General features: G+C 39.8%; 25 protein-coding genes. 11 read left to right on the top strand and 14 right to left on the bottom strand.

Annotated elements, in window-relative coordinates:
- Positions 1-224 precede the first annotated feature (224 nt).
- Positions 225-1,169 carry an ABC transporter ATP-binding protein gene (locus H3T75_RS07895; RefSeq protein ID WP_100126452.1) on the top strand — a complete coding sequence of 315 codons (945 nt, stop codon included), beginning with the start codon at positions 225-227 and terminating at the stop codon, positions 1,167-1,169.
- Positions 1,166-1,966 carry an ABC transporter permease subunit gene (locus tag H3T75_RS11045; RefSeq protein ID WP_198211448.1) on the top strand — a complete coding sequence of 267 codons (801 nt, stop codon included), beginning with the start codon at positions 1,166-1,168 and terminating at the stop codon, positions 1,964-1,966. Before H3T75_RS07895 ends, H3T75_RS11045 begins: the two co-directional genes overlap by 4 nt.
- 262 nt (positions 1,967-2,228) lie before the next feature.
- Here the strand turns inward: H3T75_RS11045 and H3T75_RS07885 are convergent, their stop codons facing one another.
- Genes H3T75_RS07885 through H3T75_RS07875 form a run of 3 tightly spaced genes read right to left on the bottom strand, consistent with a single transcriptional unit; the run spans position 2,229 to position 3,798 of the window.
- On the bottom strand, positions 2,229-3,254 hold the full coding sequence (locus H3T75_RS07885) for a reverse transcriptase family protein (RefSeq protein ID WP_198211447.1): 1,026 nt from the start codon (positions 3,252-3,254) through the stop codon (positions 2,229-2,231).
- A complete protein-coding gene (locus tag H3T75_RS07880) occupies positions 3,247-3,528 on the bottom strand; it encodes a helix-turn-helix domain-containing protein (RefSeq protein ID WP_084565432.1) in 282 nt (93 codons plus the stop codon). The genes H3T75_RS07885 and H3T75_RS07880 overlap by 8 nt, the downstream gene beginning before the upstream one ends.
- Positions 3,529-3,564: 36 nt before the next feature.
- A complete protein-coding gene (locus H3T75_RS07875) occupies positions 3,565-3,798 on the bottom strand; it encodes a hypothetical protein (RefSeq protein ID WP_084565433.1) in 234 nt (77 codons plus the stop codon).
- 412 nt (positions 3,799-4,210) lie between these two features.
- Between H3T75_RS07875 and H3T75_RS07870 the strand changes: the two genes are divergently transcribed.
- Positions 4,211-5,179, top strand: a complete 969-nt coding sequence (locus H3T75_RS07870) for a LysR family transcriptional regulator (protein WP_198211446.1) — start codon at positions 4,211-4,213, stop codon at positions 5,177-5,179.
- 191 nt (positions 5,180-5,370) lie between these two features.
- On the top strand, positions 5,371-6,381 hold the full coding sequence (locus tag H3T75_RS07865; protein ID WP_100126386.1) for an aldo/keto reductase: 1,011 nt from the start codon (positions 5,371-5,373) through the stop codon (positions 6,379-6,381).
- A 70-nt stretch (positions 6,382-6,451) separates the two neighbouring features.
- On the opposite strand, the gene H3T75_RS07860 is transcribed toward H3T75_RS07865, so the two are convergent.
- The 5 genes from H3T75_RS07860 to H3T75_RS07840 all read right to left on the bottom strand — a co-directional run bounded on the left by H3T75_RS07860 (position 6,452) and on the right by H3T75_RS07840 (position 12,768).
- A complete protein-coding gene (locus H3T75_RS07860; protein WP_198211445.1) occupies positions 6,452-7,495 on the bottom strand; it encodes a zinc-dependent alcohol dehydrogenase family protein in 1,044 nt (347 codons plus the stop codon).
- 457 nt (positions 7,496-7,952) lie between these two features.
- The gene (locus H3T75_RS07855; protein ID WP_037393534.1) at positions 7,953-8,630 is read right to left on the bottom strand and encodes a protein-L-isoaspartate(D-aspartate) O-methyltransferase; all 678 of its coding nucleotides are present in this window, start codon (positions 8,628-8,630) and stop codon (positions 7,953-7,955) included.
- Entirely contained in the window at positions 8,624-9,376 is a 753-nt protein-coding gene (gene surE / locus H3T75_RS07850; RefSeq protein WP_037393579.1) for a 5'/3'-nucleotidase SurE, read from the bottom strand. The genes H3T75_RS07855 and surE overlap by 7 nt, the downstream gene beginning before the upstream one ends.
- Positions 9,377-9,829: 453 nt before the next feature.
- Entirely contained in the window at positions 9,830-10,975 is a 1,146-nt protein-coding gene (locus H3T75_RS07845) for a polyamine ABC transporter substrate-binding protein (protein WP_025330255.1), read from the bottom strand.
- 176 nt (positions 10,976-11,151) lie between these two features.
- Positions 11,152-12,768 carry an inorganic phosphate transporter gene (locus tag H3T75_RS07840; protein WP_198211444.1) on the bottom strand — a complete coding sequence of 539 codons (1,617 nt, stop codon included), beginning with the start codon at positions 12,766-12,768 and terminating at the stop codon, positions 11,152-11,154.
- A gap of 588 nt (positions 12,769-13,356) precedes the next feature.
- Between H3T75_RS07840 and H3T75_RS07835 the strand changes: the two genes are divergently transcribed.
- Entirely contained in the window at positions 13,357-15,000 is a 1,644-nt protein-coding gene (locus H3T75_RS07835) for a lactate permease LctP family transporter (protein ID WP_198211443.1), read from the top strand.
- A 71-nt stretch (positions 15,001-15,071) separates the two neighbouring features.
- Here H3T75_RS07835 and moaA read toward each other — a convergent pair whose 3' ends face one another.
- Complete coding sequence (gene moaA, locus H3T75_RS07830; protein WP_037393542.1) at positions 15,072-16,046, bottom strand: GTP 3',8-cyclase MoaA; 975 nt, start codon at positions 16,044-16,046, stop codon at positions 15,072-15,074.
- Positions 16,047-16,233: 187 nt separating this feature from the next.
- Here moaA and H3T75_RS07825 point away from each other — a divergent pair, with 187 nt between their 5' ends.
- Genes H3T75_RS07825 through glp form a run of 4 tightly spaced genes read left to right on the top strand, consistent with a single transcriptional unit; the run spans position 16,234 to position 18,734 of the window.
- The gene (locus H3T75_RS07825; RefSeq protein ID WP_025330251.1) at positions 16,234-16,482 is read left to right on the top strand and encodes a MoaD/ThiS family protein; all 249 of its coding nucleotides are present in this window, start codon (positions 16,234-16,236) and stop codon (positions 16,480-16,482) included.
- 1 nt (position 16,483) lies between these two features.
- Positions 16,484-16,945, top strand: coding sequence for a molybdenum cofactor biosynthesis protein MoaE (locus tag H3T75_RS07820; RefSeq protein WP_198211442.1), 462 nt, complete (start codon positions 16,484-16,486; stop codon positions 16,943-16,945).
- A complete protein-coding gene (locus H3T75_RS07815; RefSeq protein WP_198211441.1) occupies positions 16,936-17,547 on the top strand; it encodes a molybdenum cofactor guanylyltransferase in 612 nt (203 codons plus the stop codon). The genes H3T75_RS07820 and H3T75_RS07815 overlap by 10 nt, the downstream gene beginning before the upstream one ends.
- On the top strand, positions 17,544-18,734 hold the full coding sequence (gene glp, locus H3T75_RS07810; RefSeq protein WP_198211440.1) for a gephyrin-like molybdotransferase Glp: 1,191 nt from the start codon (positions 17,544-17,546) through the stop codon (positions 18,732-18,734). Before H3T75_RS07815 ends, glp begins: the two co-directional genes overlap by 4 nt.
- A gap of 204 nt (positions 18,735-18,938) precedes the next feature.
- On the opposite strand, the gene H3T75_RS07805 is transcribed toward glp, so the two are convergent.
- Positions 18,939-19,508: a TetR/AcrR family transcriptional regulator gene (locus tag H3T75_RS07805; protein ID WP_232339960.1), complete on the bottom strand. Its 570-nt coding sequence runs from the start codon at positions 19,506-19,508 to the stop codon at positions 18,939-18,941.
- A gap of 87 nt (positions 19,509-19,595) precedes the next feature.
- Between H3T75_RS07805 and H3T75_RS07800 the strand changes: the two genes are divergently transcribed.
- Positions 19,596-20,663 (top strand): hypothetical protein, encoded by a 1,068-nt coding sequence (locus tag H3T75_RS07800; RefSeq protein WP_198211438.1) that lies wholly within the window; start codon positions 19,596-19,598, stop codon positions 20,661-20,663.
- 266 nt (positions 20,664-20,929) lie between these two features.
- On the opposite strand, the gene H3T75_RS07795 is transcribed toward H3T75_RS07800, so the two are convergent.
- Positions 20,930-21,328, bottom strand: a complete 399-nt coding sequence (locus tag H3T75_RS07795; RefSeq protein WP_198211437.1) for an HPP family protein — start codon at positions 21,326-21,328, stop codon at positions 20,930-20,932.
- 264 nt (positions 21,329-21,592) lie between these two features.
- Here H3T75_RS07795 and H3T75_RS07790 point away from each other — a divergent pair, with 264 nt between their 5' ends.
- Positions 21,593-22,141, top strand: a complete 549-nt coding sequence (locus tag H3T75_RS07790; protein WP_198211436.1) for a TetR/AcrR family transcriptional regulator — start codon at positions 21,593-21,595, stop codon at positions 22,139-22,141.
- Here H3T75_RS07790 and H3T75_RS07785 read toward each other — a convergent pair whose 3' ends face one another.
- From H3T75_RS07785 to H3T75_RS07775, 3 genes are all read right to left on the bottom strand, one after another.
- Positions 22,142-22,594, bottom strand: a complete 453-nt coding sequence (locus tag H3T75_RS07785; RefSeq protein ID WP_198211435.1) for a hypothetical protein — start codon at positions 22,592-22,594, stop codon at positions 22,142-22,144. It abuts the gene before it with no gap.
- A gap of 199 nt (positions 22,595-22,793) precedes the next feature.
- Positions 22,794-23,723, bottom strand: coding sequence for a formate dehydrogenase accessory protein FdhE (locus H3T75_RS07780; protein ID WP_198211434.1), 930 nt, complete (start codon positions 23,721-23,723; stop codon positions 22,794-22,796).
- Positions 23,724-23,967: 244 nt separating this feature from the next.
- On the bottom strand, positions 23,968-25,293 hold the full coding sequence (locus H3T75_RS07775; protein ID WP_037393559.1) for a cation:dicarboxylate symporter family transporter: 1,326 nt from the start codon (positions 25,291-25,293) through the stop codon (positions 23,968-23,970).
- Between the last annotated feature and the right edge of the window lie 43 nt (positions 25,294-25,336).

Raw genomic sequence — 25,336 nt, 5'->3', positions numbered from 1 at the left:
TACATAAAAAAGATTCAAAAGCAACACTCAATTTATATTCAGCATGTCCAGACTGAATAAACTACCAATAAACCAGACATTTTAATATTGTTAAATTATGTATAATACATTATTATGAATAAGGAAAATAAAAAATTCCGTACACCATAAAGACAGGTATTGCTTTACTCATATAACATCGACAAAATCAATAAATTTAACTCCCTGAACAAGAAAGGTTTAGAGTGGGAAAAATCAATTATCTCATTGAAGTTAAAAATGTTAGCAAAAAGATTAAAAACAGGAAGATTCTGGATAACATTTCTTTCAAGATTGCACCCGGTCGGATTATGGGCTTTTTAGGCCCCAATGGTGCTGGCAAAACCACTATGCTGAAAATACTTACAGGTCTGATGTTTCCCACTTCCGGAGATATTAAAATCTGTGGGCACAATATACAAAAAGACTTTGAAAAAGCAGCTTTTAATCTTGGTACCATCATTGAAAATCCGGAATTTTATAATTACATGTCCGGTTTTAATAATCTGCAAATCTTTGCTGATATGAGCCGTAAGTCAATCAGTAAAGATGATTTAATGCAAACATTAACCAGAACCGGGCTTAAAGGTGCAGAACACCAAAAAGTCAAAGGCTATTCTCTGGGTATGCGCCAAAGATTAGGCGTCGCAAACGCAACTATTCATCAGCCTAAAGTATTAATTCTGGATGAACCCATGAATGGTCTTGATCCGAAAGGAATGAAAGATTTTCGTACATTGATGAAAAATTTTGTTCAGCATGGAAATAGCATTATTATTTCCAGCCACCTGCTTTCCGAGCTTCAGGAAATTGTTAATGATATTTTTATCGTTAATCAGGGCAGACAGGTCTATGCGGGAACAATGAGTGATTTTCTGGGTAAATCCAATAACATTATTCATATCGAAGTAGACGGAGATTTAGCACCGGCAGAAAAAATTCTGCTGAACAACGGGTATCAGGTTACCCGTCAGCTCAATAATCTTGAAATTGCAACTGATTCAACTGACCACGATCCGCGTGCAGAAATTGCCAGACTTCTTGTTCAACATGATATTCCCTTAATTGGTTTGAAGCTGACTCATTACTCTCTGGAAGATTCTTTTCTGCAAAGCATAAAAAACGATAATCAACAAAAGGTCAACAAATGAAATTACTAATTAATGAATGGCGTAAATACCTTAAAAAAACCATAAATGCCATTATCATACCCATAATATTATTATTGATACTAATTATTTATTTCAGCACTATGCATTTTGTGGTCACTCATACATCACATTCAATTTCTAAAAATGATAGTAACCAAGTCTTTTTATATAGTATCACTATTTGTTACAAATTTATTAATTTTATCTCTATTATTTATGCATCTAATATTTTAAGCTCTGAAATATCCAAAGGAACAATTAAATTTATTCTGACCCGTCCTTATCAGCGCTACAAAATATTACTGGCTAAAATTGCAGCGATTACTATATTAATGTCTGTTTTTCTGATTGTATCTGTAATTATTTGTTTATTAATACAAATACTGACAATTCACCAAATACCGGAAATTAGCATCGTATTAAAGTACACTGGAATATACAGCATATTCATATTAGCCATTACAATATTTTTTACTGCTTTTGCTCTGATGCTTTCTTCCGTATTTAACAGCAGTGCACTCATAACCGGTAGCTGTATTGTGTATTATTTCTTTGCTAGTGGTCTGTGGAGACTAATCAACTTTTTCTACCTTCATTTACCTGAAGACGGATGGATATACAAATTAAGCCCATTAAATGTAAACAGCTATTTGATTGAGTTAATTTCTAAAACAGTTGATCAGCCTGTCCAGAGTGAATTTTTTATTACCTTGGCAGCCAATATTGTCTATGCATTAATTTTTTTCCTGATAGCCACATTGATATTCAGACGGCGTGATATTTCATTATCCAATTAATTTTCATTTTTACTATATTTAATACGAACACGGACCAGATTACAAAATATATTTAGATAATTATATTCTAATAGTTTTCAAATCTGGTCTTTGATAAAGACTCCAAAATCTTTATTTAGAAATTTAATAAAACATATATATGTAAATATAATTTACAAATTAAAAATATTTAATAATATTGAGTTTATCACTATCAATTATGCATTTATATACATAAAATAACCAAAAATTATTAAAAACTATAAACCATATGATTTATTTTTCATAATTTATATCCCTGTTTTTTTCGAATAGCTTCTTTCAATTTTCTATATTTATAAATTTGCAATGGTTTAAGAATCTTACTTCGAATTTGTTTTAATTGCTTAAGCAATCCTTGAGCTTCTTTTATATGTATATTCTTTAAATATTGTACTCTTCCGTAAACGCTCTCAAAATTTTTAACCACAAATTCTATGTTATTATCATTTAAATTACATTTTAATTCATGCACAGCAGCTCTTATTTTTTTTCTTTTTTCCTTTGAAATTGATAAATTAGATTTAACAATATTAATTTGATTTACTGTTAGTGTCTGAGATTTATGACTAGGTGCTATTGATCTTTTTTCAGTTTGTAAACTAAATTTATATGCTCTTATCATTCCTATTACAATTGTATGTACCTCCTCTATATCTTTTTTTGTCTTTTTATATTGAGATGAAACAGTAATATCATCAATAAATCTAGTATAAACATAATTTTTATCTTTTAATTTATTTGCCACATTAACTTCAGAACGATAAAAAACCAAATTTGCAATATAAGTACTGCATGGTGATCCTTGTGGAACTTGATTATTGATAGTTGTTAAAGTTGCAAGTATATTAGAAACTTCTGTTGAAAAATGAAAAAAATTTTTAAATATATCAAATACATGATCAAAAGTAATAGTAGTAAAATATGATTTGATATCAAAATTACACATTACTTTTGCATTTAAATGTTGAGATGCATTAGTATAAATACTTTTATTAGGAAGAGCACCATATAAAAAATTAGGGTAATGGACAAGTTTAAATACTTTAGAATTTAATCTTTTAAGAAAATATTTTAATTGTGGCCTACATTGATAAATTGGTCGTGAGCCACCATTGGATTTTTTTTTGAAAATAGGACCTATATATTGAGAGTTTATATTTTCTAATAAATATGTTAATTTATCTAAATCAATATCAAGGTGCTTAGCTAGTGATTCAATTGACTGTATTCCAGCTAGAGGATAGTAAAATAATTGTGGTTTAATCATTATGTTTGATAGAATTAATTATATGTTCATCAAAAAGTTTTACAATATCTGGTGACAAATTTAATTCTCTTTTATCAGATGCTAAATATACCAAAATTTCTATTGGGACATTTAGAGAATTAGATATTTTTTCAATCGTATCTAAGGTAGGCTTTCTTTTATTATTTTCTATTAGTGAAAGATAGGATTGTGATAAATTAGTCAGATTTTGTAATTCTTCTAATGAAATATCTTTTGATACTCTACAAAATTTTATTGCTTTACCGATATTCATTATTTTTCCAAATCGAATGTAGGGCTCCCGCTCTAATTAGCTAAAATACTTTTCCAGCAACTCCAGTAATCTAGAACTTAGATCAATAAACGTCATTACTCTGCAAATAACATCTAAATAGGATAGTAATGAAAATTCACTTTTACCTTCTCTTAGTTCTAAAAGTAGTTTTTCCAGCTTTTTTCGAGCATGGTCGCTAATCGTATTCGTCTTATCTGCCAGAATTAATTCAACTAAACAAATAAGTTCTTTAATTTCATTTTGTTTCATAGTATTTCCTTAAATTAAACCGAGCAAAAAAACTTGCCCTGTCATTTCAAGTATTGTTGTCGGTTTAGTACGATTAGCAACCAAGAGCCCACCTACATGCGACAACAACCTGTCATTCTTTCTGTTCTAGCGATTTCCATTTTCCAATTTGCTTAGCTTTTCGCTCAACTTATTTTGGGATTCTGGCCATCTCTTTTCACACAGAGTAAATTTCCACAATGTGGCACCCAAATGGGTTAATTCTCTACAACAATACTTGAACTAAAGAAATACAAAATAAAATTAAAGATCGAAATGGACGGTACATCCATCTATATTGTTATAATACACATACTCATAATCTTTGTCAAATTTATTTACTATTAGTAATAATTTTTTAATTTTAGTCTTTATAAGATTTAGTAGGGGAAATATGTATAATCAATTACCTGCTCAGACAGAACATAATCTCGATAACTCAGCCATTTACAGCCGACATCTGCCAACAGTCCGACAATTGCAATATTTTCTGGCAGTATGTGAAGAAGGTAATTTTCGCAAGGCAGCCAGCAGACTGGGTATTAGTCAGCCCCCGTTATCGATGCAAATCAAAGAGCTGGAAGAAAAGCTGCAAACTACTTTATTAGTACGTAATACCCGCTATGTCATGCTTACTGAACAGGGAAGACAATTCAGAGACAAAGCCAGAAACTGGCTGGAAGGCTTATCTCTGGCCATAACCAATGTTAATAATTATTCGACAGACAGAATAACTGTTGGCATAACTAAAATTCTGGGTTTTAATTTTATTCCGCTATTCAGCGAATTTATTAATAAATTCCAGCCAAACATCGATCTTTTGCAGCAAGACTACTCTTCAAAAGAGCTATTAGCTGAATTTAATAAAAGCAATATTGATCTGGTTATTATTTCAGATTATAAAAAAAATAATGATCAGGCAAATAGTTTATTAGTCTATCAGGAAAAACTGGTACTGGCCTTACCTGAAAACCACCCTGCCTGTTCACGGGATGAAATAGATTTAAATACAGTAATAGACTTACCTCTGTACTGGTGTAAACGGTACCAGAATCCGGGATTGTATGATCAACTGCAAAAAGTCATCAGCAACTTAACTGCTTCTCTGATTTTACAACCGAAATTACCTAATTTCTTAACCATGCTGATGGAAATTGCCATGGGCAGAGGCATGTTATTACTTCCGGCTTCTATGGCACAGGCACATATCCCGGGAGTGGTATATAAAAAATTAACTACTGAATATGAACAGCAACTATCAATCGATATACATCTGCTCTGGCATCAGCAGGCTGAAAATACTGTGATACAAACCATTATTGAGTATTTTAAGCACCATAATTCAGTTAATACACCATTGTGACATGTATATTTCCGGAAGGTTCAGAAACTCAAATCATTGATATATTTTTTATATCAATGATTTTATATTTCTCTTAGCAAGGTTAATTAATTACTATCACTATCAGTAATTAACAATTATCTGACCGCAGTCGAATAAAAGTATTATTTGATTAAGCGTTTCAGATATAACTAATCTGAGGATAGAAAATAATGAGCCATTCTTTACCACAACGAAAACTTGGACAAAACATTACCGTATCTGCAATGGGCTATGGAGCAATGGGTCTGAGCGAATTTTATGGTGATATAGATACAGCACATGCCAGCACAATGATGCACAAGGTTATTGATAGCGGTGTTACGCTGATTGACACAGCAGATATGTATGGTCGGGGTGAAAACGAAAAACTGATCGGTTCAGTACTGAAAACTCTGCCTGCTTCAGTACGGGCACAGCTTACTATCGCAACCAAATGCGGTATTGATAGAAACAATACTTCCGGCTATAACCGCAACATTAATAACCACCCTGAATATATTAAACAATGCTGCGATGACTCTCTGGCCAGACTCGGCATTGAGCAGATCGATTTATTTTATATTCATCGTTTAGATCCTAATGCTGCAATTGAAGATACAATGCAGACTCTGGCAGAACTGGTACAGGCAGGGAAAATAGCCCATATCGGTTTATGTGAAGTTTCTGCCCCTGTTTTGCAGCGTGCCCATGCAGTTCATCCGGTTGATGTGGTACAAACAGAATATTCGCTGTGGACACGTCATATAGAAGATGATTCAGTGCTGTCATTACTGAAAGAATTAAATATCGGTCTTGTACCCTACTCACCTCTCGGGCGCGGTTTTCTGACCGGTAAAATTCAGAATAAAAATGAATTGGCTGAAAATGATTTCCGCCGTACCAACCCACGTTTTCAGGATGATAATCTGGAACATAACAAACGTTTGCTTCAGGCATTAGAACCCATGACTGTTAAATATAATTGCACTATGGGTCAAATCGCACTGGCCTGGCTGCTCGCTCAATGGGAACATATTGTACCGATACCGGGAACCAAAAGTGAAAAATACCTGAATGAAAATAATCAGGCTTGCCAGTTAAAACTGGATACAGCAGATATTCAGATATTGAACGAGCTGAAAAATCATATCAATATTCAGGGAGAACGCTATACACCGGAAGGCATGAAAGGAATTTTCTGATCAGACAGATAGAATAAGCGTTGCCGTTCATACAGATAACTCCCGCAGCTTGTTAAGCTGCGGGAGTTATCTATTCATGGCTGACAATAACTAATGATTTAATTGCTTTACGCTGATCCATAGCCTGATAGGCAGCCTGAATATCGGTTAAATCAAACCGATGGGTAAATACTTTCCCCGGCTGAATTTCTTCATTTAACACAGCTTGCAGTAATAAATTTTTATCATAAGTGGTGACACTGGCAATACCGCCGCGTAATCCGATATTCCGCCAGAAAACATCGCTGGTTTTAATTTCTGTGTCATGCTGTATACCAACACAACCAACAATTGCTCCGGGACGGGCTACTGCAACTGCTGTTTGCAGTGATTGCTGAGTTCCCACACATTCTAATACTGCATCAGCACCAGCCTGCCGGGTAAGCGACAACACTTTTTCTACCGCTTCATCACCACGCTCAGGCACAATATCAGTTGCTCCGAACTCCTTTGCCATTTTTGCCCGGTCAGGATGACGGCTCATCGCAATAATTCGTTCAGCGCCACGCAGTTTCGCCGCGATGACTCCGCACAGCCCTACCGCTCCATCGCCCATCACCACTACCGTATCTCCCGGCTTTACTTCAGCACTGGCAGCAGCATGATAACCGGTAGCCATAACATCGGCCAAGGTAAGTAACGAATTCAAAACAGCATCTGAATAATCCTGCGGCTGACCGGGAATTTTCACCAAAGCCCAGTCTGCATTAGTAAAGCGCAGATATTCACCCTGATACCCGCCATTGCGCTCATCTTCTTTATTCTGACAATTGCCATCAAAACCTGCTTTACAGGCAGCACAATGACCACAACCATGCGTAAACGGTACAATAACAAAATCACCATTACGGACATGAGTTACTGCGCTGCCTGTAGCTTCAACAACACCAATAGCTTCATGGCCGACAATTCGTTCCGGCTCACAGGTACTGATTCCGCGATACCACCATAAATCAGAACCGCAAACACAGGCACGAATAATGCGGATAATGGCATCAGTAGGTTTCTGAATAACCGGCTTTTTCATTTCCCGTATAGCTACTTTTCCGGGTTCAACGAATACTGCTACTTTCATAGTTATTTTCCCAGATTACTGTGATTTACCTGTTTCTGACAGCCAAATCACTGTATATAACATAGTGAATCAGTACTATTCAGATTAAGCCGGAAGGAGCCAAAGAATTTTTCCGGCTTTTTCTGTATTGTTTAGCAATAACTCTTTGCCATCATTATTTTTTTCATTAAAAAATATTAAGACAAGATTATTTTACGCTATTTACTGAGTTTTTCATCAAGCAATGCACAGTAGCAACCGGTTTGGTCATAACCCATATTATTTATTCGTTATTTCATAACGATAACTATTTTTATACATTTAATGGTGTTCAGTTATTTGATACTGTGATCCCGTTTACTCTTTCAGGCTGTTCTGACAGTAAAGGGGGATCAGTCAGTTTGACAGGCATTGTATCTATGCCTGGATTCAAGTGGTTATGTAAACCGGCAAAATAAAATGACAGAATGCTTTTGGTTTAATTATCATTTACCAATGGTACAAATAAAGTCTGTTGCACACAGGTTTCCTGAAAACCTTCAGCAGTTTTGTCGATTACCCATAAAAACTGTACTCCGCCCTCATCCAGAGGTAAAACCATACGCCCGCCAATTGAAAGTTGCTGTAATAAAGGCAAAGGTACCTCTTTCGGCGCAGCTGTCAGTATAATGCCATCAAAAGGTGCTTCCTGCGGCAAACCCAGATAACCATCTCCACAGACCAGTCGTGCATGAGCCAGTAAACGTACTGCACGTAAATTCTGTTTGGCACGCTCATGTAACGGACGCAAACGCTCTATTGAGTAAATTTCACGTAAACCCAGTGCCTGTAAAATAGCTGTCTGATAACCGCAACCGGTACCGATTTCCAGTATCCGCAGATTATTTTGTATTGGCCGTCTGGCAAACAATAACTGCGTCATGACTGCGACCGTATATGGCTGGGAAATAGTTTGCCCTAAACCCAGCGGCAGAGACATATCATCATAAGCATGAGAGCGCAAAGCCTCTTCAACGAATACATGCCGGGGCACAGCAGACATAGCAGACAATACTTCAGCACGGGTAATACCCATCTGTTTCAGCCGTTCTACCATTCGTGCACGCCGGAATTCATATCCGGTCCAGCTTACGCCCTGTCCCACTTCTGTCACCATTGTATGTCGTGTAAAAATGTACTGACTGCACCCATTTGCTGATAATTAGTTAAGTCCAGCGATAATGGCGTAATGGTAATAAAACCTGCTTCGTTATCACTAAAATCAGTTTCCTGCCAGCGGGTATCAGCGGCACCTACGCCACCAATCCAATACAGGGTTTCGCCGCGAGGACTGCTATACGGCACAATACACTGGTCATGGTGTCGGCGCCCCAGTTTAGCCACACGATAGCCCTGCACTGATTCTGCTTTTACAGCAGGAATATTAACATTCCATAAAACCGGTTCAGCCGGCGGCTGTACACATACTTTTTCCAGAATAGTCATGACGGCTTTTTCAGCCGTTGCCCAGTACTCACCGCTGCGATCATTAATTGAAAATGCCAGTGCGGGTATGCCCATCAGAAAGGCTTCAGTAGCCGCAGCCACTGTACCGGAATACAGCACATCATCACCCATATTGGCACCATGATTAATACCGGACAAAACCAAATCAGGTTTAAAGTCAGTCATGGTATGCATAGCTACATGGATACAGTCGGTTGGTGTGCCATTAACATAATAAAATCCGTTTGCAGCTTTTTTAATCGACAGAGGCCGGTTCAGAGTAAATGAATTGCTTACGCCGCTCTGATCACTTTCCGGAGCAACAACTCTTATTTCAGCAAATTTAGATGCTACCTGTGCCAGTAAAGCGATCCCATCTGATAAATAACCGTCATCATTACAAATTAAAATTTTCATAACCATCCCATTTAAAACTTCAAAACCTTTATTCTGCTAACGCTGCTGCTCTTTACACTTTTTATCCGGCCGTGAGCAGCCAGTCAGATTAAAGATTAAGCGTGTAAATCTCAGAACAAACTTTTATTTTAAATGAATAAAAAATCATTACTTCCGATAATGACTGATAATTTCATTGATTTACTATCTACTATATGAAAATATGCTGATATTCACTCTCAAATTTTGTCTGACCTTCAGCAGTCAGAACTGGTGTGTAGCCTCTGATTATAAGTGTTTACCCATATTCTGACAGCTAATATCTATAACGATTCTGCCATTATCAGCATACTACACCCATATAAAGAGTATTATGTTCCGATGATTCTCCAAGATAAGCTAATCATCCTAAATAAAAAACGAACCGGAACGATTCGTTTTTTATTGAAACCTGCGTGCGCGTAAATCAAACAGCTACTGCCCTGCTTTTACCTGCTGGAACAGGCGCACAGCCAGACGCACAGCATCCTGTGATTTCGGTGATACGATAAAACTCTTATCCAGTACTTCCTGAGTGGGAAATATGCTGGGGTCGCTACTAATTTCACTTCTCATCAGTGCTCGTGCCGGTTTACTGGCTGGTGCAAAAGTCACATAATTACCATTTTTCGCTGCAACTTTAGGTTCGAGTGTGTAATTGATGTATTTCAGAGCATTGGCTACATTCTGGGCATCTTTAGGAATCATAAACGAATCAACCCAGATTCCAACCCCTTCTTTCGGTGCCAGCACCTGTAAATGCACGCCACTTTTAGCATCCTCAGCACGTTTTTTAGCGATGTTTAAATCACCACCGTAACCGGTAGCCACACACAGATCACCGCGAGCCATATCATCAATATAGCCTGATGAGCTAAAACGTTTCACATCATTACGTACGGATTTAATCAGATTGGTTGCAGCACGGATATCATCCGGTTCACTGCTGTTCGGGTCTTTACCTAAATAATGCAAAGCCAGCGGATACAGCTCTGTAGGGCTGTCAAACAGAGAAATACCGCAATTTTTCAGTTTATGTGTATATTCCGGATTAAATACCAGATCCCAGAGATTATCCGGTAATTTGCCATCAAGTGCTTTCTCTACCATAGCGGTATTGATACCGATAGTATTAATACCCCAGAAATAAGGCACTGCATATTTATTACCCGGATCTACCTTATCCATCATTTTCAACAGATTCGGGTCGATATTATTGTAATAGGACAGCTGGCTTTTATCTACCGGCCGGTAAGCACCAGCTTTAATTTCCCGACCGACATTGGCAATGGATGGTACAACCAGATCATAGCCGGAACGACCAATCAAAATCTTGGCCTCTAATGTTTCGTTACTATCATAATAATCGTAACGAACCTTGATATTATTTTCTTTTTCAAAATTTTTTACTGTATCAGGGTCAACATAGTCAGACCAGTTATAGATATTAAGCTGGTCAGTCGGATTCATGACTCCGTTATTGGAAGTATTGGAAGCAGCATCTTTATTTGCTGTACCGGCATCCGAGCAGGCAACTATCAGCAAGCTTACGATGGCTGACAATACCAGTAATTTTTTCATACACGATTTCCAATTTGTATGCCCCGTTATAACGGGAGGAAGCAAGTATCTATGACGTGCACCAGCACAGCCACCACTAAACCGACATTAAACTGTGAAATACCGTACCATGCAAGAGCATTTGGCAAATTATTACAGAGTTTGTAACCACTCAGAACACAAATAGTAATACATACTCAGAAAATCATCCGAAAAAACCAAAATAAGCCTCCGGCCAGCAGAATGGAAACCGGCAGAGTAAGTACCCATGCCATCACCAGATTACGAATTGTGGATTTTTGCAGACCACTTTTATTGGCAGCCATCGTACCGGCTATACCGGAAGTCAGTACATGTGTAGTGCTTACTGGCAGACCAAAGCGATCAGCAGCAAAAATCAGCGTGGCCGTTACCAGTTCCGCAGAAGCACCCTGTGCATAGGACAAATGGGTTTTGCCGATTTTTTCACCCACTGTTACCACAATCCGTTTCCAGCCAACCAGTGTACCCAGTCCGAGTGCCAGTGCAACCAGTACCTTTACCCAAACCGGAATATACTTAGTGGCATGATCAATTGACGTGTGATATGTCTTTAAACTGTCCATCTGTACCTGATTAAGACTGTATTGATGAACCAGGGCATTTTTTTGCAACAAGGTCATTGATTCAGACACCAGATACATATCGTTGCGGATATTACCTACCTGTTCAGGCGGTAAATTACGCAGACTGTCGCTTTTACTCACATCATGCGCCACAATTTCTACCAACTGAGCCAGTGCGTCCAGTTGTTGCGGCGTACCCTGTTTATTTTCCACTAAAGCCGTTACCTGTGCCCGCACATCTGTACCTTGTTGCAACACAAAGCCCGCTGGCAGCAAATCATGGATGGTTTTCTGTGCAGCCACTGAATGAGCTGAAAATTTTGCCCATTCCTCCTTGGGTACAGTATGGTTAAGAGCATACGCCATGGGCACGGTACCAATCAGAATCAGCATAATCAGACCCATACCCTTTTGTCCGTCATTTGAGCCATGGGCAAAACTTACTGTAGTACAGGTAAAAATCAGCAGCAGACGAATCGGCCAGGGTGGTGGCATATCATTTTCCGGTGCTTTATATAAAGCAGGGATACGCAATAATTTTTTAGACAGAATTAACAGCAAAGCAGCCAGAATAAAACCGAGCAACGGCGAAAATAATAACGATTCACCAACATTAATTACCTGATTCCAGCTTACACCGCTGGTTCCCTGATGTGCCGACATCAGCTGATTAGCCACCCCCACACCGATAATTGAGCCAATCAGAGTATGCGAGCTGGAAGCCGGTAAGCCAAGCCACCATGTGCTCAGATTCCAGATAATGGCTGCTGAGAGCAAAGCAAAAATCATCGCGTAGCCAACATCACTGCCCATATGCAGAATCAGCTCCACCGGCAGTAAAGAAATCACACCATAAGCCACGGCACCGGTAGAGAGCATCACCCCGAGAAAATTGAACGTTCCGGACCAGATTACCGCAGTATTGGGTTTAAGCGAACGTGTATAGATAACACTGGCCACTGCATTAGCGGTGTCATGAAAACCATTCACAAACTCAAACGCCAGCGCAATCAGAAGTGCTACTGTTAATAAGGCATATACCAACAATGAAGAAGTGGGAATTCCCTGCAAATCATGATAAATACAAACGCCGGCATAGGCAAGACCACCCATTAGTATCAGCAGGAATAAAATTTTACTTACTTTACTGGTTTTACTAGATGCAGACATAATTGCCCCAGACGACGAAGCCGCAGACGAAGCAGACACAGCTTTCTCCCTAATGTTAGGAATTACCCTGACTTATTGTAAAAGACCAACATGACAACTTTGTGACAAACACAATTTTTTGGCTGATAAAAGACAATCGGTATACAAACAGCTGTATTTCTGCGCCAGCACAACATTCATATTATTCTTGCCGCACAACAATCAAGTACTGTACATCTATCATTCTGCTGTATCAGTATACAGACAGTAATTAAACTCTGCTATCACTAGCATACATCAAATTAACAATATAGTTATAAATCACTTAATCAAACCAGCCCATAATTAAAAATAATCTGCTTTCTCAGATACTAAAATCTAATAAAATAAATAATTAACATATTATTATCACAAATTTATCTTCTGATTGAGCATAAAAAAAACTTATTCAGCCGCATCGGCTTTAATTACAAAGATTAAAATATAAAATACAAACATTGACGTTAACATTTTTATTTTTTAAAGTAACAGCCTGCAAGGCATTATGTATTAGTTAGCATTAAAAAAATTAATAGTACTCAGCATTTTCAAAAAACGCACATACCAATCAACTTATCACACACAGACTCATACATTGAGGAGAAATATATGCACCAATGGGTACAAAGTTACTCGGCATTAGGCAACAGCATTTATCTCACATTGCTGGCAGCCCTTTTACCTATCATATTTTTTTTTGCAGCACTCACAGTTTTGCGCATGAAAGGCCACGTTGCCGGAGCCATTACGCTGATTCTGTCAATTATCGTGGCTGTTGCCGCATATAAAATGCCGGTCGCTCTCGCCCTGTCCTCTGCCTTGTATGGTTTCTTTTATGGTCTGTGGCCAATTGCCTGGATTATTATTACCGCAGTTTTTCTCTATAATCTTACGGTTAAAAGCGGACAGTTTGACATCATTCGCTCATCTATTCTGTCCATTACTAAAGATCAGCGTTTGCAATTGCTGCTGATTGGTTTTTGCTTTGGTTCTTTTCTGGAAGGTGCAGCCGGATTTGGTGCACCTGTTGCCATCAGTGCAGCCCTACTCGTAGGTCTTGGTTTCAAACCATTATATGCAGCCGGACTGTGTCTGATTGCCGATACCGCACCAGTAGCATTCGGCGCACTGGGCATTCCGATTCTGGTTGGCGGACAAGTATCAGGTATTGATCCGTTTCATATCGGTCAGCTTGCCGGCCGGCAGTTACCTATGATGTCTGTCGTTATTCCGTTTTATCTGATATTCATCATGGACGGGATGCGCGGTATTCGTCAGACATGGCCTGCTTTACTGGTTTCCGGTGTTTCTTTTGCCGCTACCCAGTTCATCACAGCCAATTTTGTCGGACCTGAATTGCCGGATGTTACATCTGCCCTGGTTAGTATGGTGTGTCTGGCACTGTTTCTTCGGGTCTGGCAGCCGAAACAGATATTTACGTTCAGCGGCATGCAGCAGCCTGAAAAACAACGCAGTACTCCAGAATACTGCGCCAAACAAATTGCCCTGGCCTGGTCGCCTTTCATTATTCTGACCGTTTGTGTTGCGGTCTGGACAATCAAACCGCTGCAAGAATGGTTTAACTCATTTAGCCTGATTAAAATTCAATGGCCGTGGCTTGATAATCTGGTGATTAAAACCGCACCTATCGTAACGGAAAACACCCCTATCGCAGCCGAATTTAAACTTAATCTGTTAGGAGCAGTGGGCACATCCATACTGCTGGCTGCCATTATTTCCATATTGCTATTAAAAATAAAACCACGTCTGGCTGTCGACACATTCAAACATACTCTGTACGACTTACGCTATCCGGTACTGTCTATCGGATTAGTACTGGCTTTTGCATATGTGGTTAATTATTCCGGTCTTTCCTCTACACTGGCTCTGGCGCTGGCTGATACCGGCAAAGCATTTCCGTTTTTCTCACCATTCCTTGGCTGGGTAGGCGTTTTCCTCACCGGTTCAGACACATCTGCCAATGCTCTGTTTGGCGCCCTGCAGGCTAATACTGCTATGCAGGTAGGTATGGATCCGGTACTGGCTGTAGCAGTTAACTCAGTTGGTGGTGTAACCGGTAAAATGATTTCACCGCAGTCTATTGCCATTGCCTGCGCTGCTGTGGGTCTGGCCGGTAAAGAATCAGATCTGTTCCGCTTTACCGTACGTCATAGCCTGCTTTTCTGTGTAATCGCCGGCTTATTTACCGTCGTACAAACTTATCTGTTACCGTGGACACTCATCCTGTTCTGATTTATTTCTAAACCAAAAGCCCGCTCTCCTGAGCGGGCTTTTGTTCTCCGGTAACTGCAATAACCAGGATACTAACCACCGGTTTTGGCCATAATGCGCACAATTTTATCCGGTTTTTCATTGAATTCATGTTTTTCCGGCTTTAAATCCACTGCCTGCTGAATTGCCTGCTCCAGCAGAGCATCAGAACAATTTGCCATTAATAAAGGTTTTAATGCCATACTCTGTTCCTGCCCCAGACACAAATACAATGTCCCATCAACAGACATACGTACCCGGTTACAGGTGGCACAGAAATGCTGGGAACGTGGCGTAATCAGTCCTAAAGTAAATCGGCCATCCGCACTTTCCCAGTATTTAGCTGGCCCGCCGCCATAGACACGTTTACTTTCATGCAACTGATATTTCGGGCGCAGATTTTCAATCAGTTCCAGTAAATTAAAATAATCCAGTCCGCGGGCGCTTACACCCATCGGCATTACTTCAATCAGGCGCAGAATAAAACCATTGGCAATACAGAACGCCACCATATCCTCTATATCACCGGTATTAACCCCCGGCAGTGGCACCATATTAATTTTAATCTGCTCAAAGCCTGCATCGCGTGCCGTCTGAAGACTATTTATTACCTTATCAAAGCTATCCTTACCGGAAATCTCCTGTACACATTCACGCCGCAGTGAGTCCAGACTCACATTCAGCCGGTTTAGTCCAGCTTTGCGTAAATCATAGGCAAACCTGTCCAGTTGCGTACCATTGGTGGTTAACGACAAATCTGAAACCCCGGGTAATGCCGCCAGCCGTGCAACCAGATCGGGCAGATTTTTGCGCAATAGCGGTTCGCCGCCGGTTAAACGGAAACGTGACACGCCCATACGGGCAAATGCGCCGGCAACACGCTCAATCTCAGCAAACGACAGCCAGTTGACCGGTTTTTCAAACTCTGTGAATCCCTGCGGAATACAATAAGTACAGCGCAAATCACATTTATCCGTTACCGAAATTCGTAAATAATCAATACGTCTGTTGAAGCGGTCAATCAGCATGAGATAGGTAAAAGCCTGTTATCAGAAAAAAATTTCAGAATAAGGCAAATGATTGGAATAATTAAGAAAAGAACGGCATTTTATCCTAAATTATTACTTAAATCCAATAGCATTGGCAGCAGCTATCTGCCATAAAAAGAAAAAACACGGCATAATAAACGATTATTGGTTTAACTATGTCTTTATCATGATTACGGTGATTTATCTGGCACGCTTTGCCGAAGAACTGGGCATGGCACAGGAAGAGCTTGCATGCAGTTTTGATGACAGCAATACCCTGCTCGCCTATCTGCGGCAGCGCGGAATACCGTTCTCCGAGGTACTGGCCGAGGGAAAAGTATATAAAATTGCTGTAAATAATATTATTCAGCATGGCAACACAGCCATTAGAGACGGAGACAGCATCGCACTGCTACCACCAGTAACCGGAGGTTAAAATGCAGACACGCATACAAATACAGACAGAAGACTTCAACCTCAGTCATGAGCTGGCACTGGCTGAAAAAAATGCGCCGGATTGCGGAGCTGTAGTCAGTTTTATTGGTAAAGTGCGCGGCAACGATAACCCGCAGCAACCACTGAGTCATCTGTATCTCACTCATATGCCGGAAGTAACCGAGCAGGAAATCAGCAAAATCATCACCCGTGCCAGCGAACGCTGGTCTTTACCCTACGCCTGCGTCATTCATCGTGTGGGTGAATTACCAATAGGCGCACAAATAGTACTGGTACTTACTGCCAGCGGCCATCGCGAACATGCTTATCAGGCCAATCATTTTATTATGGACTACCTCAAAACCGAAGCACCATTCTGGAAAAAAGAATGTTTTGCCAATGGTCAGCAGCACTGGGTAGAAATGAAACATACAGACCGGCTGCGCACACAGTCATGGGAATAAATGCAAATCTCGGGCTGATTATTCTGGCCGGCGGACTCGGTACCCGTGTAGGTGGTGCCAATAAAGCCCTGCTGACACTAAATGGTCAGCCATTGCTGGAACATATTCTGCATCAGCTTGGCCACTGCAGCGAGCACATTATTATCAGTGCCAACCGGGATATTGCCCGAATAGAAAAATACGGCTATCCCGTATATTCTGATTTGCCAGCCTATAGCGGGATGGGACCACTTGCCGGTATCATCAGTGCTGCACAACATTTACCGGAAGCTATTGAATATCTGCAAATAGTACCGTGTGACCTGCCATTACTCAACACCGATATCATTGCCGGTTTGTATCAGAAACTATCCGGCCAGCCTGAACTTGATATTGTTTGCGCCGCAGATTCTTTCACTCTGCACCCTGTCGTTTGTCAGATGCGGCGTCGTCACTTACAGCATATCCGGCAACAGCTTAACAGCACTGGCAAACACAGTGTCCGCTCCGTCATTCTGCCATACCGGCATGCTATCGTTACCTTTGCCGACAGTATTCCGTTTACCAACTATAACAGCAGCGCAATGTTTACCAGCATGCGCAGCGGAGAAACAACCTTATGATGGATTTTTATCAAGGGCAGGAAGCCCTGTTACAACAGGCAAGCCGCATAGTCGATACTGAAACCTTACCGCTTAATCAGGCTGCCGGGCGCATCCTCGCCCAAAGCATTATTGCTACTACAGACTCTCCCGCATTCGACAACAGCGCTATGGACGGCTATGCGATATGCGGACTCGATTGCTCTGAATGGCAACTAACCGATACAGCCGCAGCAGGAGATACACGACAGCTAACCCTGCAACACGGTCAGGCTATGCGTATCTACACTGGTGCCGGAATTCCGGTAAATACTGATGCAGTAATTATGCAGGAGAACACCTGCGTTGAAGGACTCACCCTCAGCTGCACCAGCACACCCGTTGCCAATGAAAACATTCGCCGTCAGGGCGAAGAGCTGAAACAAGGGGCAACTTTACTGGAAAAAGGTGCATTACTTAATGCTCAGGCAATCGGACTGGCCGCCTCACAGGGATTCAGTGAACTACAGGTTTACCAAAAACTGCGTGTAAGCGTATTTACCACCGGTGATGAACTGGTAAGCGGCAATAGCCAGTTACAGCAACATCAGATATATGATAGTAATCGCCCCATGTTGCTGGCCTGTCTTCAAACTTACACATTTATTGAAATCATTGACGGCGGTATTCTGCCGGATAATCTCGATATCATCACCGAAACCCTTTCCAAAGCCGCCACCAGCAGCCACAGCATTATTATTTCCGGTGGTGCTTCTGTAGGTGATCGTGATCTGGTTAAACCGGCACTGCAACAATTAGGCAGTATAGAACACTGGAAACTGGCGATAAAACCGGGTAAACCCTTTGGCTGGGGCTGTATCGGTGAATGCCGCGTCATGCTTCTGCCCGGCAATCCGGTAGCCAGCTTTGTTACCTTCAAACTGCTTGGACTACCGGCACTGCAAACAGCCGCCGGGCGTCATATTCTGCAAGCACTACCCGAATGCTATCAGGCCAAAGCTGCTTTCAGCATAACCCCGAACCGGCAAAAACGACGCGAATTCCTGCGCGGAACCTTGCGCTTTACCAATAATGGTCCGGAGGTTATTCCATTAAATAAACAGGGTTCACATATGCTTTCCGGTTGCGTGAATGCACAGGTATTAATCGATATTCCTGCACAAACTGATATTCAGCAAGGACAGTGGCTGACAGTTTATCCGATATAAAAAATAAATTATTCAGCAAAAATAAGGCCGGAAAAAGCAAGAGAGCTTTTTCCGGCTTTCATATAATCAGGATTTTTCTGATTTTATTATCTGATTAGCCAAATAATCTGATAACCCGAGCAGAATTTCAATTTGCTAATGGCCGACTATATTTGGTTTAAATTACTGCTCAATTTGTTTTTATAAATATATTGCGCATCGTGATCAGGTGCTGCTGATAATCAGATTAATCGTATGCAGTAAATCTGCCTTAATTTTATCCAACTCAATGCCCGAGCGTTTTTTACCCGCGACCACCCATACGCCTTCGAGCAAGCTAACAATGATTAATGCGCGTCGCTGTATTTCATCATTATTGAGTAAAGTATTCTGTGATTGGACGAAACAAGCTATTTTTTTTAAATATTCCTGATAAAACAAATCAATAGCATGATGAGCTTCTGTTGTTCGTTCAGACAGTGCCCAGATTTCCCACATTAACTGACAATTGTAAACATCATCAAGTTCTGAGCAAATGATATCTATCAGTACACTCATCGTTTCAGCATCACTTTTTAGCGCAAGATTTATTTTCCGCTCAACCAGTAGCAGCATATTTTCAACCAACGCGCTAAAGAGTTTTTCCAGCGTAGGAAAATAATATTGCAGATTACTTAACCGTATTCCCATTTCATCTGCCACTATCCGCATACTGAAATTCACCCCACCCCGTGTCGCCAGCAACCGCGCGGCAGTAGTCAGTATTTGTTCTTTTTTTGGAGATAATTTAGCCATCATGCTTTTTATAAATAGGTCAATTGACCAAAAATAAATTATTTAGTATATTATTTTAGGTCAATCAACCTAAAATAGAAAGTCTGCATGAACAATCAGCTGTCAGTATTATTAATCGGTGGCTATGGTGTAGTAGGCAAACAAGTAGCGGCACTGTTAAATCAATATTATCAGGATGTACATATTATTATTGGCGGGCGCAATATACATACTGCAACTGCATTTGCCAGTACCTTATCCAAAGCATCTGCAATACAATTCGATATCAATGCACCACTGCTTCCAGACAATATCCGGCCCCAATTAATCGTAACCCTGGCCAATGATCCCGATAACCGCGTACTGCATTTTGCCATCAAAAATCAGATTGCCTATCTTGATATCACCCGCTGGACGGATAAATTAAAAACAGCGATTACCTATACCCATACATTCGACCAGTTGCATGCTCCCATAGTATTTTCTTCCACATGGATGGCTGGTGTAGCTGCCAGCCTGATACTCCGGCACACACTTAAATTCAAACAGATAAACAGCATAGATATTAATATTCTCTATTCTATGCAAGATAACTCAGGAATCAATTCTGTAGATTATATGGACAGAATGCTGATTCCTTTTGAAGTCATCGCCGAGGGACACACTCAAAGCTGTATGCCATTTTCAGACAGCAGGCTGGTCAGCTTTACAGATAAAAAACGTTTTCGGGTTTATCGCTTTGATACACCTGATCAGTTAATCTTGCCTATGTTAACCCAAGCCAGATCAGTATCCACACGAATTGGTTTTAACAGCAATATAACCAACCGCCTTTTCTACATATTAATTCATAGTGGCTTCTGGCGTTTAATCTCAACGCAACGTTTTAAAACATTTCGCCAGAAATTGCTATACAATCCGGGTAAAGGTGATGAGCACTACATTTTAATCAATATCACAGGCACAGATTCGACCAACCAGCCAGCTCAATCCATCTTATCCATTACAGATCCAAAAGGTCAGTCCCATCTCACCGCTATTGGTGCATTCAACCAGATACATTCGATATTCACTCAGCAATTATCTAATCGGGTTTACTTCGGCGAAACACTGCCGGATATGAATATTGCAACTAATATACTTAAAAAAGAAGGCGTGAAAATCGATTTCGACTAATATTTATCTGAAGCTTATCAAAGTCTTCAGACAATAAATTCTGAAATATTTTTATTAAACAAAAGATTATGATTCATTAATCAGTACATGAAAAGATTAATAAATCATTTCAACTAAGATTTTTTTAACAGCTGATTCAGCGGATAGTACGAGCTTATCATAAGCTGATATACACTGGATTACCTTATCTTCTGACCAATTTTCTGCGCCCAAAAAGTATCACAAAGTTTTTTCAATTTACTGATAACAACATGATAGGTTTATTATTATTTTTCTTTTTCTTTAAAGAGTGCCAGCCAATAGACAGGCCAATGCGTTTGATTAAAAAAATTATTAACTAAATAAGCAATTGCTACCAATATTACTGACCCGGACAGAACTGGAAACAACAGAAAAGTAAAATCATAATCTATTTTATCTGCTGTTAATAAAATGACTAATGGATTAGCACCGGCTGGTGGATGCACTGCCCGAAAATATTGCATAGCGATAATTGCTATGCCTACAGCCAAGGCAATAATAATAACATCACGACCGAATAGTTTTAAAAACAGTAACCCGCAAAAAGCTGAAATTAAATGTCCCAGAATGACATTTCTTGGCTGCGCAAGTGGTGACTGAGATACAGCAAACAAGAGCACACAACTTGCTCCAAATGGTGCCATTATTAAAGTATAGCCGGTGACCTGACTAAACCAGATCAGAAAAAATATAGCTACGAAACCACCGGTCAGACTTTGCAATAATTCACTATTTGTGGGCTTTGGTGGCAGTTTCTCCTTGCCGAAAAAAAATGGTTTCATTATTCTTTATATCCTATAAGATTAGCTTGAGTGTTAGCAATTAGTGCCAGCACCAAAAATGAACAAATCTGTTCATTTTTTATAATAGTACAGATCTGTCCACTTATCAAACACTTTGGATAATAAATGAAAAAAACATACAGATTAATTGCTGATACAGCAGAACAACTCTTTTATCAAAAGGGTTTTGGCAATGTAGGAGTCGATGAAATAAGAGACCAGTCAGGTTGCTCTAAAACAACGCTATATAAACATTTTGGCAATAAAGACAATTTAATCTTTGAAGTTTTAAAACTAAGAGACTTGCGATTTAAACAAGAGCTTACCGAAGCAATAGCTGATCTTGACCAGCAACAGTCCATTATTCATATATTTAAATGGCATTTAGACTGGTACAATCAAGACGATTTCAATGGCTGCTTATTTGTCAGAGCAAGAGAAGAAATCCATAACGACAATGCAATAAAAGAGCTGGTTATGGAGCATAAAGAATTTATTCGAAATCTAATCCGCGATAAACTCCTGCCAAACCCACAAAATGAGGCGATAACCAATCAATTAATGGTGATATTAGAAGGCCTCAGTAATATCAGTCTTATTTATAAAGATAATAAATTATTTTATGATGAAATAATAAAAAATAGTTTTAATTGGGTATCAGAAATACTTCTTTAATTATTTATCAAGCCTGCTTTTTAAAAAAATTTTATTCCGGTAGCTGATTAGAGTAAGAATAATTCCTCCAATAATAATAAAAAAGCCTTCAAAAAAGCCATAAGGACTGGGAATTTCATGAAGAACTTTTGCATATGCCGCGGGTAAATTTATATTTGGATTATCCGGGTCAAAAATGATTTCTTCTGAAAAAAATTCAGCTGAATTCAGGCCACCTGCAGGAAAATAGCGTAATCCGGCTTTGTTAAAACCAAAACCTTCACTAAAAACACGCAAATCATCATTAATATAGATTTTATCTGCTATCTGGAAATAATAGCGAAAATGATAAATTGGTGTACTGATGGATTTAGCAGATATATTTTCCGGATGGTTATATATCATCTTCCCCTGTGTAGTGCATTGGTTTGGTGCACAATTCAATGATAAAAGATATTTGGCTTTATTTTGCAAAGGAAGATAATAGTGCTGGTGATTGCTTTTACTTTCAGCTAAACAGATTATCCCCAATACGATAATTAAAGGACCAATTACTCTGGAAAAAAATTTCTCCGTTTTCTTCATCATTGTTATCCATCTGTTAGATCAGATTTTCTTATTTAAGCTGCTTGACTCCCTATTATTTATTCAAGCCAAACAGCTTTAGCTTAATTTAATGTCTGGGTATTTTTCCCATCAGTAAAAACGGATTGGCTCCGCCACGCTGCCATCCCTCTTCATTCAACAGAATATCTAGAGCCAAAGAGGCCAAATCATCAGCAATCGGATCAGCATATTGTTGCTTGGACAAGCGATAACGTTTGCGGTAAGCATGGCAGCTGGGACAGCATTCCGCCTCTGCACCAGACAATACACCTTCTTTTACCTGTTCAATCCGATGTACGCCCAGATCACGGCTATTATCACAAAAACTACAGCGTGCCCGTACACTGTGCCAGCGACTATTGCATACACCACAACACAAATAGCGCAGCCCTTCAAGCTCACCCTGTCCGATTATTACTGAACCCACAGCATCAGTACCACAGCAAGGGCAAAAACCCTGTTCAGACAGAGGTTTTACCGTTGTAGCAGCCAGATTTAACGCTGCATGAGTATAAACAATCTGCACCACTGCATTTACCCAGACCTGATAATCCTGCTGAGCTATCCCGAGCTGCTGATTAAATGCATGCTGGCATAACTGGTTGCGGCTTTCACTGTCGAGCTGCAATAACTCTTTCCATACCTGCTGAGCAGTTGGTGACAAATCTGCTTGCAGTAAAGCATGTAAATCGGTAAACAGACGCTCTGTCAGGTCTCTATTGGTACTCAGTAATACCAGAGTAAGCGGAACTTCATCTTTATCAGTCTCAGGAATTACCCAGGCTTCCTGTGCATATTGCTCCAGTAAATTTTGCTGAGCATTATTGATAACAGTCAGTAGCTGTAAGTATGGTTGCCAGTCACTATTATCTTCTGCAGCCAATTCATTCAGCCGCAATGCGCGCCGGCTGAAAATATCAACAGGAGGCTGCTGCCAGAACGGGATGTGAAAAAATTCCTGTGCTTGTATGGTTTCTGGTGTTACTTGTGTTTTCATGTATCAACGCGGTTATATAACGGTATTACTTGTTCAGGTAATGGTACCGTTATCATTATCAACAAATTAAATAACCAAGTTTAACCAAAAATAGGTATTCTGTCTGGATTTACTGTCTATGATTTTCTATATGCCATCAATAGAGAAAGATAATGTCTCTTATCAATTTGTTTTTCAAAATGTGATAAATCGGATAACAAAAAAGGTTCAGAAATTTCTGAACCTTTTTATTACTGAAAACTAATTATTTAATACCAAGTGATTTCTCATATTCCCGAGCTTTTTCATCATCAAAATCATGTTCCCAGCGCGAAATAACCAATGAAGCCAGAGCATTACCGATTACATTAACTACAGTACGTCCCATATCCAGAATACGGTCGATACCCAGAATAAAGCCCAGACCTTCTAACGGAATGGATGTTGTAGCCAGCGTGGCAGACAGTACCAGAAACGATACACCCGGTACACCGGCAATACCTTTAGAAGCCACCATCAGCGTAATCACAATCATTACCTGATCACTAACCGACAGAGAAATACCGTATAACTGCGCCAGAAAGATAACTGCAATACTCTGATACAGCGTAGAACCATCCAGATTAAATGAATATCCGGTAGGAATCACAAAGCTGGTAATAGATTTCGGCGCGCCATATGCTTCCATTTTCTCAATCATTTTTGGCAGCGCAGTTTCTGAGCTGGAGGTTGAGAAAGCCACTATCAGCTCATCTTTCAGAATTTTGATAATAGTGAAAATGTTAAAGCGGCAGAAATAGGCCACGCCACCCAGAATCACCAGAGTAAATACTATCATCGCCAGATAAACTATTAAAATCAGTTTCATCAGCGGAATCAGCGAACCGAAACCGAATTTACTGATGGTAACAGTCATCAGACCAAATACCCCGATAGGTGCGTAACGCATAATCATATTGGTGATTTTGAACATTACGTCTGAAATCACTTTCAGAAAATCTGAAAAGAACAGGCGCTGATTATCAGGTAGCTTAGTTAAGCCCAGACCAAAAAACACACAGAAAAAGATTACCGGCAGAATTTCACCGCTGCTAAGCGAATCAAATATATTATGCGGAATCATGTCCAGAATCATTATAACCAGACCATGAGGCTTCTCGGCCAGTGCTTCACTTTTTTGTACGTACTGACTGACATTGCTGTGGTGCAGATTGGAAATATCAATGCCACTACCCGGGTGAAACAGATTACCGAAAAGTAAACCCACACCAATGGCGATAGTAGTGATAATTTCAAAATACAGAATGGTTTTACCGCCCAGTCGACCCAGACTTTTGGAGTTACCCAGTCCGGCAATACCCAATGTCAGCGTACTGAGAATGATGGGCAGCACAATCATTTTAATCAGGCGGATAAAAATATCCCCCATCGGTTGTAATACATTGATTACCCACGACTGATAGGTTTTGTAGTAGGGATGAGAAGGATCTGAAAAAGTATGCAGATATAATCCCAGTGCTACCCCCATAATCAGTGCGATTAAAATTTGCCAGGCCAAATTACGGCTATATCGTTTGATAATCGATAACATAGTCGTCCTTACTGTAAGTGGTAATATAGTTCTTATTCAATCT

It is taken from the genome of Snodgrassella sp. W8135, assembly GCF_016101225.1.
Taxonomy (GTDB): Bacteria; Pseudomonadota; Gammaproteobacteria; order Burkholderiales; family Neisseriaceae; genus Snodgrassella; species Snodgrassella alvi.
The sequence above is the reverse complement of the archived record's forward strand: the minus strand, read 5'-3'. Positions and strand labels throughout refer to the sequence as shown.